The following is a 9,795-nucleotide window of genomic DNA, read 5'->3' as shown; positions in this document are numbered from 1 at the left end:
GCGCAGAGAGATCTACACTCCGGCCGTTTTAATACACAATCTGGAGACATTATGAGCCGCTATCAGCATACGAAAGGACAGATCAACGATAACGCGATTGAAGCTTTGTTACATGATCCGTTATTTCGCCAACGTATTGAGAAAAACAAGAAAGGGAAAGGAAGTTATTTGCGGAAAGGCAAGCACGCAAAAAAAGGCTTTCAGGAGGCCAGTGGCAAGCAAGCGAATCGCTTATTTACCACTGGCCTTCTTGCATTTGCTTAACTGCGATTATTTTGCTCTTTCAGCAAGTCGCGAATTTCACTCAGCAACACTTCTTCTTTACTCGGTGCCGGTGGTGCTTTCGGTTCTTCTTCTTGCTTACGTTTCAGCTTATTGATCAGCTTAATCGCGATGAAAATCGCAAAAGCGACGATGATGAAGTCAAAGATGTTCTGAATAAACACGCCGTAGTGCATGACGACAGCGGGAACGTCGCCCTGCGCGCCGCGTAGCGTCCACGCAAACGATTTAAAATCTATCCCGCCAATTAATAGCCCCAGCGGCGGCATAATGATATCGGCAACCAATGACGACACAATTTTGCCGAAAGCTGCACCGATGATGACACCAACTGCCAAATCCACCACATTTCCGCGCATTGCAAATTCACGGAACTCTTTCAAAATGCTCATATCCCTTCTCCATGTGCAGACTGTCGGATCAAGTCTAACAAATTACCGATCAATTTCCATTTGGGCTGGGTAATTGTAATGATTTCTTAAACCCTGATGAAAGCGGGGAATAATGTGCGGGCGCATAATTGCGCCCGGATTATTACAGAAAGAATGGGCTCGGCTGGAATAAGCGCTCGACGTCCGTGATATATTTTTTGTCCGTTAAAAACATAATCACATGGTCGCCTTGCTCAATACGCAAATTATCATTAGCAATCATGACATCATTTCCACGTACTACAGCACCGATGATTGTGCCTGGCGGCAATTTAATTTCATCAATAACGCGGCCGACAACGCGGGATGTCGTTTCGTCTCCATGTGCAACCGCTTCAATTGCTTCTGCGACACCGCGACGTAACGATGAAACGCCAACGATATCCGCTTTACGCACATGGCTAAGCAGAGCGGAAATAGTCGCCTGTTGCGGCGATATGGCAATATCAATCACACTTCCCTGAACCAAATCAACATAAGCGCGGCGCTGAATGAGCACCATCACTTTCTTGGCTCCCATCCGTTTGGCCAGCATTGCAGACATAATGTTGGCTTCGTCGTCATTGGTAACAGCAATAAAGAGATCCACCTGATCGATATGCTCTTCGGCCAGTAATTCTTGATCGGAGGCGTCACCATAAAAAACGATCGTGTTTTGCAGCTTCTCGGCCAGCTCCGCAGCACGTTGTTGATCGCGCTCGATCAACTTCACGCTGTAATCTTTTTCCAACTGACGAGCCAGACCGGCACCGATATTACCCCCGCCAACCAACATAATACGTTTATACGGTTTTTCCAGCCGCTGAAGTTCACTCATAACGGCACGAATATGCTGCGATGCGGCAATAAAAAATACCTCATCGCCTGCTTCAACAATGGTTGAGCCTTGCGGGCGAATAGGCCTGTCATGGCGAAAAATAGCGGCAACGCGAGTATCAATATGCGGCATATGCTCGCGCATGGTTGACAACGCATTTCCAACCAACGGGCCACCATAATACGCTTTCACCACTGCCAGGCTGACTTTGCCTTCGGCAAAATTCACGACCTGCAATGCGCCGGGATATTCAATGAGGCGGTAAATACTGTCGATAACCAGTTGCTCCGGCGCGATCAGATGATCGATGGGAACGGCTTCTGAGTGAAACAGCTTATCCGCATCGCGAACGTAATCTGGCGAGCGGATGCGGGCAATACGGTTCGGTGTGTTAAACAGCGAGTAAGCGACTTGGCAGGCAACCATATTGGTTTCATCCGAGCTGGTCACCGCAACCAGCATATCGGCATCGTCAGCGCCAGCTTCGCGTAGCACACGGGGGTGAGAACCGTGGCCTTGTACTACGCGGAGATCGAATTTGTCCTGCAAACTACGCAGGCGGTCGCCATTAGTATCAACAACGGTAATATCGTTATTCTCTCCGACCAGGTTTTCTGCCAGCGTTCCACCAACCTGCCCTGCACCCAGAATAATTATTTTCATCTGTTGTGACCCGTTGTTCCCATCACTGTTTGATTATCTTAGCGTAAAAGAAACCATCGCCTTCTTCCGCACCTGGCAGTTTCTGCAAGCCAGGGTTTGCCGGCGTACCCGTTTCGCTCAGTTGCGCATCAGTTGTGCGTTTGAGAAAAGCGGCAACCTGCTGACTGTTCTCTTCCGGCAAGATGGAGCATGTTGCATACACCAGCGTACCGCCTGGTTTCAAATGCGGCCAGATAGCATCCAGAATTTCAGACTGTAACTGCGCTAACTCGGGAATATCGCGGTCACGCCGCAGCCATTTGATATCGGGATGGCGTCGAATAACCCCCGTCGCTGAGCAAGGCGCATCCAGCAGGATACGATCGAATTGTTCATCACCGCACCATTGCTCCGGGAAACGCCCATCCCCCTGTTTTACCTGCGCTTTCACGCCCAGTCTTTTCAGGTTGTCGTAAACACGCGACAAGCGTTGATCGTCAATATCTACAGCCAACACGCTGGCCTCTGGAGCGGCTTCGAGTATATGGGTGGTTTTGCCACCGGGTGCTGCACATAGATCGAGAATGCGTTCACCGTTTTTGGGCGTAAGGAAAGCAATGCAACCCTGAGCAGAAGCATCCTGTACGGTAACCCACCCCTCGGCAAACCCCGGCAGAGCAGTGACTGATGCAGGGCTCGCCAGTCGAACAGCATCGGGATAATCCGGATGCGGGGATCCTTGCAAACCGGCTTCTTCCAGCAATGCTAACCAGCTATCGCGTGAGTTGTGCTGACGATTGACACGCAGCCACATCGGCGGGCGCTGATTACTGGCTTCGACAATGTGTTGCCAATGGTGTGGATAGGCTTTTTGCACACGGTTTAACAGCCACTTCGGGAACAGAAAATGATTTTCGCTTTGGGCGAACTCTGCCAGTAACTCTTCCTGTTGACGCTGGAATTGGCGTAATACACCATTAATCAAGCCCTTAAGCTGTGGGCGCTTAATGACCACCGCGCCTTCCACGGTTTCTGCCAGCGCAGCATGCGCAGGGATGCGCGTATGTAAAAGCTGGTAAAACCCAACCATGATCAGATAGTGCACTGTGCGTTGCTTGCCCGTCATTGGACGTGACATCAATTTATTGATGAGCCAGTCGAGCTGTGGCAATACGCGCAAAACGCCAAAACACAGCTCTTGCAGCAGCGCTTTATCTTTATCAGAAACTTTTTGTTGCAACGGCGGCAGAATATTGCTGAGCGATTGCCCTTGTTCCATGACCTGCTCAACTGCCTGCGCAGCCATGCTGCGTAAATTTATTTGTTTTTTCATAGCAATAAAAATAAAAAATGCCCGGCAAGCCGGGCTAAAAATACTCTCAGGCGAGGTGGTTGCCAGGGACAAACCATTCCCGCCGCGAATTCAGCAGATCCTGCGCGCTCATTGCTTTCTTACCGGCAGGCTGCAGCGATTCAAGATTCAATATTCCGTCGGCTGTTGCAACCTGAATACCCGCTTTCGACACTTCGACGATCGTGCCGGGTTTATCTGTTGGCTTAGACGGAATAACCGACGCTTTCCAGACTTTCACCGGTTGCTCATCAACCGCAAACCAGCTCATTGGCCAGGGGTTGAAGGCACGAATGCATCGTTCAAGCTGTGCGGCGCTGAGCGACCAGTCCAGGCGTGCTTCTTCTTTGCTGAGCTTCTCTGCATAAGTGACCTGTGCTTCGTCTTGCACCTGCGGTTGTGCTGTGCCCTGAGCAAGCTGTTGCAGCGTCGCGATTAACCCCTGCGGACCGAGCTCTGCCAGTTTGTCATACAGCGTGGCGCTGGTGTCTTCCTCGGTAATGGGGCATGCGAGTTTAAACAACATGTCGCCAGTATCCAGACCTACATCCATTTGCATGATAGTGACGCCCGTTTCCGCATCGCCTGCCCAGAGTGAGCGCTGGATAGGCGCCGCGCCGCGCCAGCGTGGCAGCAGTGAACCGTGAACATTTATGCAACCCAGGCGCGGCATGGCCAGCACTGCTTTTGGCAGGATCAGACCGTATGCCACCACTACCATCACATCAGCGTTGAGGTTGGCAACCAACTGCTGGTTTTCCTCTGCGCGTAACGATGCGGGTTGAAAGACTGGCAGGCCTTTTTCTTCCGCCAGTACTTTTACTGGGCTTGGCATCAGCTTTTTACCGCGACCTGCAGGTCGGTCTGGCTGGGTAAAAACTCCCACCACCTGATGCTCAGAAGACAACAGCGCGTCAAGATGACGCGCTGCAAAATCCGGAGTGCCGGCGAAAATAATACGTAGAGAATCTGACACGTTTATCCTTTTCAGCCCGTTTTATGCACGGGCGTTCATGCGATCCAGTTTTTCAACTTTCTGGCGAATGCGCTGACGTTTCATCGGCGACAGATAATCAATAAACAGCTTACCTACCAGATGATCCATCTCATGCTGAATGCAGATTGCCAGAAGACCGTCGGCTTCCAGTTCGAATGTTTTTCCATCACGATCCAGCGCGCGGATTTTTACTTTCTCGGCCCGAGGTACCAGTGCACGTTGTTCCGGAATAGACAGGCAACCTTCTTCAATACCTGTTTCCCCACTTTTTTCCAGCAACTCGGGGTTAATCAACACTAATTGCTCATCGCGATTTTCGGAAACGTCGATCACGATGATGCGCTGGTGAATATCAACCTGCGTTGCTGCCAGTCCAATACCTTCTTCTGCGTACATCGTTTCAAACATATCATCGACGATACGTTGAATGTCCGCATTCACTTCTTTTACCGGCTCGGCGACTTTGCGAAGGCGCTCGTCCGGAATATGTAACACATGCAAAACTGCCATAAATATCCAGAGTCGTGTTCAGGAGTTGGTGAGAATATTACCTCTATTCTAGACAAATCCCCCTGCGATTGACAGCATCAGTGACCAATCGCAAGGATTGCTACAGCGGCTTATGGCAGGGGATAAAGGATGACGAGCACGGAGATTTGGCTGCGGTTGTTACAGGTGACCACACTGTGTGGCCATCAATGGCTGAATGCAGCGCAGTGGCTGGAACAAAACCAGAAAGCATCCTTTGCTGACCTTCGGCTCATTGGGTTTACAGAAGCGCAGACGCAGCGCTTTTTCTCTCTTCACGCTTGTGAGCTTGAAAAGAGCCTTAACTGGCTTGCACAACCCGGTAATCATTTAATTATTGCCAGCGATCCGGCGTACCCTGCTCCTTTGCGCGCTATCCCTGATTTCCCGGGGGCTATTTTTGTCAAAGGCAATCCATCGGTACTGGCAACACAACAACTGGCCGTTGTCGGGAGCCGCGCGCATTCATGGTACGGCGAGCGATGGGGGCGGATTTTTTGTGAAGTGCTTGCCCGTGCGGGGTTAACGATTACCAGTGGCATGGCGTTGGGGATCGATAGCGTGGCTCACCGGGCGGCTTTACAGGTTAATGGAAAAAGCATTGGCGTACTGGGGAACGGTTTATACAGCCTCTATCCGCGCAAGCATGCTTCGCTTGCAGCAGAAGTAATTGAAAGCGGTGGTGCATTGGTATCCGAATTTCCCCTCGCGGCTACGCCGAAGCCGGGTAATTTTCCGCGCCGCAACCGTATCATCAGCGGTCTCAGCCGTGGAGTACTGGTTGTAGAAGCCGCTTTGCGTAGTGGTTCGCTGGTGACCGCGCGGATTGCGCTTGAGCAAGGCCGTGATGTTTTTGCATTACCCGGTCCGATTGGTAGCCCTGGCAGCGAAGGGCCGCACTGGTTAATCAAACAAGGGGCAATACCGGTAACATCGGCTGATGAGATCCTCGAAAATTTGCAATATGGGCTGAATTGGTTGTCTGACGTACGCGAAAATGCAATTTATTCTCCAGATCAAGAAGAGGTGGCATTGCCATTTCCTGAGCTCCTGGCTAACGTAGGAGATGAGGTAACACCTGTTGACGTCGTCGCTGAACGTGCCGGCCAACCTGTGCCAGTCATCGCAGCTCAATTGCTTGAACTGGAGTTAGCAGGATGGATCGCAGCTGTACCCGGCGGCTATGTCCGATTGAGGAGGGCAAGCCATGTTCGACGTACTAATGTACTTGTTTGAGACTTACATCCATAACGAAGCGGAATTGCGTGTGGATCAGGACAAACTGGAACGGGATCTTACCGACGCCGGATTTGATCGTGAAGACATCTACAATGCACTTTTGTGGCTGGAAAAGCTGGCTGATTATCAGGAAGGCCTCGCCGAACCGATGCAGCTTGCTTCTGATCCGCTTTCTGTCCGTATTTATACCGCAGAAGAGTGTGAAAGGCTGGATGCCAGTTGCCGGGGATTTTTGTTATTCCTGGAGCAGATTCAGGTGCTAAACCTCGAAACGCGAGAAATGGTGATTGAACGGGTGCTGGCGCTGGATACGGCAGAGTTCGAGTTGGAAGATCTGAAATGGGTCATTCTGATGGTTCTGTTCAATATCCCTGGTTGTGAAAACGCCTACCAGCAAATGGAAGAATTACTCTTTGAAGCGAATGAAGGTATGCTGCACTAATCATTTTTGCAGCTTCAAGAGTCGTTATGGCCAAATCAGCACTCTTTTCGGTGCGTAACAACGAGCCCTGCCCACAATGCGGGGCTGAACTTGTTATCCGTTCCGGGAAACACGGTCCGTTTCTCGGATGCTCTCATTATCCGGAATGCGATTATGTTCGCCCGCTGAAAAGCCAGGCGGATGGACATATTGTTAAAGTTCTGGACGGGCAGCAGTGTCCTGTGTGTGGGGCCGCGCTAGTCTTGCGTCAGGGACGTTTCGGTATGTTCATTGGTTGCAGCCAGTATCCTGAATGTGAACATACCGAGTTGATTGATAAGCCCGACGATACCGCCATCACTTGCCCGCAGTGCCGAAGCGGGCATCTTGTTCAACGCCGTTCCCGATATGGCAAAACCTTTTATTCCTGCGATCGTTACCCTGATTGCCAGTTCGTTATTAATTTCAAACCGGTGGCGGGCGAATGTCTTATATGCCACTACCCGCTACTTATTGAGAAGAAAACCGCGCAAGGCATGAAACGCTTCTGCGCCAGTAAACAATGTGGACAGCCGGTAACGGCGGAACAAACTCGTGAAGAATAACCTGCCAACAGATCCTATCGCTGCGGCGGTAGAGATCCTGAACAAAGAACACGTCATCGCTTATCCAACAGAAGCTGTTTTCGGTGTCGGCTGCGACCCGGACAGTGAGATTGCTGTTCATCGCTTGCTTGAACTGAAACAACGCCCGGTTGATAAAGGCCTCATCCTTATTGCTGCCAGTTTTGATCAACTTAAACCCTATATTGATGACAGCATGCTGACCGACGAGCAGCGTCAGACAATTTTTGCCTGCTGGCCCGGACCGGTAACGTTTGTCTTCCCGGCGAAACCGAACACGCCGCGCTGGCTAACCGGGCGCTTTGACTCGCTGGCCGTGCGCGTGACCGACCATCAAACGGTGATTGCGCTGTGTGAGGCTTACGGAAAACCGCTAGTATCAACGAGCGCTAATTTATCGGGCTTGCCGCCTTGCAGAACAGCGCAGGAAGTTATCGAGCAATTTGGTTCAGATTTCCCGGTTGTTGATGCACCGACCGGAGGGCGGCAAAATCCTTCTGAAATCCGTGACGCCCTTACCGGCGAACTTTTCCGTCAGGGGTAATTGTATGGAATCCTATGCCGTCTTTGGCAATCCTATTGCGCACAGCAAGTCTCCGTTTATTCATCAGCAATTTGCTCAGCAACTGGGGATTGAACATTCTTATGGTCGAGTTCTGGCTCCGGTGGATGGCTTTGTGCAGACGCTGGATGCTTTTTTTACCGCTGGTGGAAAAGGCGCAAATGTTACTATGCCTTTTAAAGAGGAAGCATTTGCTCGTGCGAACGAACTCACAGAACGTGCCGCGATGGCTGGGGCGGTAAACACGCTTAAACGCCTTGAAGATGGTCGGTTGCTGGGCGATAACACGGATGGGATAGGCTTGTTGAGCGATCTCGAACGCCTCTCGTTTATTCGCCCGGGGTTTCGTATTCTGCTGATCGGAGCGGGTGGGGCAGCGCGCGGCGTTATTCTTCCTTTACTGTCGTTGGATTGTGCCGTAACGATTACCAATCGTACTTTTTCTAAGGCGCAAATGCTGGCTAAGCTCTTTGCTCATACCGGTAGCATTGATGCTATCGCTATGGATAATTTAGCGAGCCATGAATTCGATTTGATCATTAACGCGACTTCCAGTGGTATTGGCGGGGAGATCCCCGAGTTACCGAATGCGCTTATCCATCCCGAGCTTTATTGCTATGACATGTTCTATCAGAAAGGATCGACGCCATTTCTGAGTTGGTGTGAAAATTCAGGTGCGAAAAAATGTGCGGATGGTTTAGGCATGTTGGTCGGGCAGGCTGCACATGCGGTGTTGCTATGGCATGGCGTATTGCCCGATGTTGAACCGGTAATTAATCTGCTGAAACAGGAAGTGGCAAAATGAATCAAGCCATTCAGTTTCCGGATCGCGAAGGGTGGGATGGCGCAACTGGTGCTGTCTGTTTTCCCGCGTTGGTTAATGGTATGCAACTTACTTGCGCCATTAAAGGCGAGACACTGGCAAAGCGCTTTGGTGGTGAAACACCGGAAAACTACCTGGCGGTATTTCGCGAACATCGTTGGGATCTGGAAGAGGAGGCGGAACAGTTGATCCGCCAGCAAGAAGAGGATGATCAGGGGATTGTCTGGTTATCTTGATCCAGATATTCATCTTTCCATTTCACGTAATTCCTGGCTGAGTACTTCAACCCTTCAAGCTCCGCTTGCGTCAGGAGGCGGATCTGTTTTACCGGACTGCCCAAATAAAGGTAACCACTTTCCAGACGTTTATTTTGGGGGACCAGGCTACCTGCGCCGATCATTACGTCATCTTCAACAATAGCCCCATCGAGTAAGATCGAGCCCATGCCGACAAGGACACGATTGCCGATAACGCAGCCGTGCAACATCACTTTATGCCCAACAGTAACATCTTCGCCAATGAGCAGCGGATCGCCTTCAGGGTTATAAGAAGATTTGTGCGTGACGTGGAGAACGCTGCCGTCTTGAATGTTGCTGCGTGCGCCGATCTCAACATAATTCACGTCACCGCGAATCACGACTAATGGCCAAATACCCACATCGTCAGCAATTCTGACATCACCAATCACCACGCTGGTGGCGTCAATCATTACCCGCTGGCCTATTTGGGGCCGCAGATCCTTATAAGGACGTAAAACGGTAGACATAATTACCTCATCAAAAACAGGCCGAGATAATGACTTTGATCGCAAGGAAGGCCTTCTGCAACCCTTTTACGCACTATTATCTGAGCAGATCGTACGGGATCGCAGCGAAAAGAATGAAAAAACAGCAGTCAGAAAAAAAGATCGCAAAAAGACTTGTGCAAAAAATTGGGATCCCTATAATGCGCCTCCGTTGACCCGACAACGTGAATCACTTCACGAGATAGTCGGGAAAACGAAAGAGAAAAAATCCTGAAAATCAGGGTTGACTCTGAAAGAGGAAAGCGTAATATACGCCACCTCGCGACAGAGCGCT

General features: G+C 50.6%; 13 protein-coding genes. 7 read left to right on the top strand and 6 right to left on the bottom strand.

Annotation, left to right across the window (positions count from 1 at the left end; all coding sequences use genetic code 11):
- Window positions 1-51: 51 nt before the first annotated feature.
- Window positions 52-264 carry an alternative ribosome-rescue factor A gene (locus tag ACFX4U_RS23710; RefSeq protein ID WP_045514453.1) on the top strand — a complete coding sequence of 71 codons (213 nt, stop codon included), beginning with the start codon at window positions 52-54 and terminating at the stop codon, window positions 262-264.
- Here ACFX4U_RS23710 and mscL read toward each other — a convergent pair.
- The 5 genes from mscL to def all read right to left on the bottom strand — a co-directional run bounded on the left by mscL (window position 261) and on the right by def (window position 5,030).
- Window positions 261-674 carry a large-conductance mechanosensitive channel protein MscL gene (gene mscL, locus ACFX4U_RS23705; protein ID WP_131413685.1) on the bottom strand — a complete coding sequence of 138 codons (414 nt, stop codon included), beginning with the start codon at window positions 672-674 and terminating at the stop codon, window positions 261-263. The genes ACFX4U_RS23710 and mscL overlap by 4 nt on opposite strands.
- A gap of 142 nt (window positions 675-816) precedes the next feature.
- A complete protein-coding gene (gene trkA, locus ACFX4U_RS23700; RefSeq protein WP_007369830.1) occupies window positions 817-2,193 on the bottom strand; it encodes a Trk system potassium transporter TrkA in 1,377 nt (458 codons plus the stop codon).
- A 22-nt stretch (window positions 2,194-2,215) separates the two neighbouring features.
- A complete protein-coding gene (gene rsmB, locus ACFX4U_RS23695) occupies window positions 2,216-3,505 on the bottom strand; it encodes a 16S rRNA (cytosine(967)-C(5))-methyltransferase RsmB (protein ID WP_313510816.1) in 1,290 nt (429 codons plus the stop codon).
- A 46-nt stretch (window positions 3,506-3,551) separates the two neighbouring features.
- Window positions 3,552-4,499, bottom strand: a complete 948-nt coding sequence (gene fmt / locus ACFX4U_RS23690) for a methionyl-tRNA formyltransferase (protein WP_305734852.1) — start codon at window positions 4,497-4,499, stop codon at window positions 3,552-3,554.
- 21 nt (window positions 4,500-4,520) lie between these two features.
- Window positions 4,521-5,030 carry a peptide deformylase gene (gene def, locus ACFX4U_RS23685; RefSeq protein ID WP_007369833.1) on the bottom strand — a complete coding sequence of 170 codons (510 nt, stop codon included), beginning with the start codon at window positions 5,028-5,030 and terminating at the stop codon, window positions 4,521-4,523.
- Between the two features lie 129 nt (window positions 5,031-5,159).
- Between def and dprA the strand changes: the two genes are divergently transcribed.
- The 6 genes from dprA to ACFX4U_RS23655 are packed head-to-tail and all read left to right on the top strand — an operon-like array spanning window position 5,160 to window position 8,952.
- Window positions 5,160-6,284 carry a DNA-protecting protein DprA gene (gene dprA, locus ACFX4U_RS23680; RefSeq protein ID WP_349350399.1) on the top strand — a complete coding sequence of 375 codons (1,125 nt, stop codon included), beginning with the start codon at window positions 5,160-5,162 and terminating at the stop codon, window positions 6,282-6,284.
- Window positions 6,256-6,729: a DUF494 family protein Smg gene (smg, locus tag ACFX4U_RS23675; RefSeq protein ID WP_017460081.1), complete on the top strand. Its 474-nt coding sequence runs from the start codon at window positions 6,256-6,258 to the stop codon at window positions 6,727-6,729. Before dprA ends, smg begins: the two co-directional genes overlap by 29 nt.
- A 26-nt stretch (window positions 6,730-6,755) precedes the next feature.
- Window positions 6,756-7,313, top strand: a complete 558-nt coding sequence (locus ACFX4U_RS23670) for a type I DNA topoisomerase (RefSeq protein WP_086868555.1) — start codon at window positions 6,756-6,758, stop codon at window positions 7,311-7,313.
- The gene (gene tsaC, locus ACFX4U_RS23665) at window positions 7,303-7,875 is read left to right on the top strand and encodes an L-threonylcarbamoyladenylate synthase type 1 TsaC (protein WP_313510825.1); all 573 of its coding nucleotides are present in this window, start codon (window positions 7,303-7,305) and stop codon (window positions 7,873-7,875) included. The genes ACFX4U_RS23670 and tsaC overlap by 11 nt, the downstream gene beginning before the upstream one ends.
- 4 nt (window positions 7,876-7,879) lie before the next feature.
- Window positions 7,880-8,698, top strand: coding sequence for a shikimate dehydrogenase (gene aroE / locus ACFX4U_RS23660; protein ID WP_313510826.1), 819 nt, complete (start codon window positions 7,880-7,882; stop codon window positions 8,696-8,698).
- Window positions 8,695-8,952: a DUF1488 domain-containing protein gene (locus ACFX4U_RS23655; protein WP_017460085.1), complete on the top strand. Its 258-nt coding sequence runs from the start codon at window positions 8,695-8,697 to the stop codon at window positions 8,950-8,952. The genes aroE and ACFX4U_RS23655 overlap by 4 nt, the downstream gene beginning before the upstream one ends.
- On the opposite strand, the gene ACFX4U_RS23650 is transcribed toward ACFX4U_RS23655, so the two are convergent.
- Complete coding sequence (locus ACFX4U_RS23650; RefSeq protein ID WP_200553602.1) at window positions 8,928-9,482, bottom strand: gamma carbonic anhydrase family protein; 555 nt, start codon at window positions 9,480-9,482, stop codon at window positions 8,928-8,930. The two genes, ACFX4U_RS23655 and ACFX4U_RS23650, sit on opposite strands and share 25 nt — an antisense overlap.
- Window positions 9,483-9,795 lie beyond the last annotated feature (313 nt).

It is taken from the genome of Kosakonia sp. YIM B13588 (assembly GCF_042788165.1).
GTDB classification, from domain to species: domain Bacteria; phylum Pseudomonadota; class Gammaproteobacteria; order Enterobacterales; family Enterobacteriaceae; genus Kosakonia; species Kosakonia sacchari.
The sequence above is the reverse complement of the archived record's forward strand: the minus strand, read 5'-3'. Positions and strand labels throughout refer to the sequence as shown.

Bases quoted from the DNA above. Each gene is read 5' to 3' on its own strand.
- ACFX4U_RS23710 (WP_045514453.1), top strand. From the start codon at position 52: ATGAGCCGCTATCAGCATACGAAAGGACAGATCAACGATAACGCGATT.
- mscL (WP_131413685.1), bottom strand. From the start codon at position 674: ATGAGCATTTTGAAAGAGTTCCGTGAATTTGCAATGCGCGGAAATGTG.
- trkA (WP_007369830.1), bottom strand. From the start codon at position 2,193: ATGAAAATAATTATTCTGGGTGCAGGGCAGGTTGGTGGAACGCTGGCA.
- rsmB (WP_313510816.1), bottom strand. From the start codon at position 3,505: ATGAAAAAACAAATAAATTTACGCAGCATGGCTGCGCAGGCAGTTGAG.
- def (WP_007369833.1), bottom strand. From the start codon at position 5,030: ATGGCAGTTTTGCATGTGTTACATATTCCGGACGAGCGCCTTCGCAAA.
- dprA (WP_349350399.1), top strand. From the start codon at position 5,160: ATGACGAGCACGGAGATTTGGCTGCGGTTGTTACAGGTGACCACACTG.
- smg (WP_017460081.1), top strand. From the start codon at position 6,256: ATGTTCGACGTACTAATGTACTTGTTTGAGACTTACATCCATAACGAA.
- ACFX4U_RS23670 (WP_086868555.1), top strand. From the start codon at position 6,756: ATGGCCAAATCAGCACTCTTTTCGGTGCGTAACAACGAGCCCTGCCCA.
- aroE (WP_313510826.1), top strand. From the start codon at position 7,880: ATGGAATCCTATGCCGTCTTTGGCAATCCTATTGCGCACAGCAAGTCT.
- ACFX4U_RS23655 (WP_017460085.1), top strand. From the start codon at position 8,695: ATGAATCAAGCCATTCAGTTTCCGGATCGCGAAGGGTGGGATGGCGCA.
- ACFX4U_RS23650 (WP_200553602.1), bottom strand. From the start codon at position 9,482: ATGTCTACCGTTTTACGTCCTTATAAGGATCTGCGGCCCCAAATAGGC.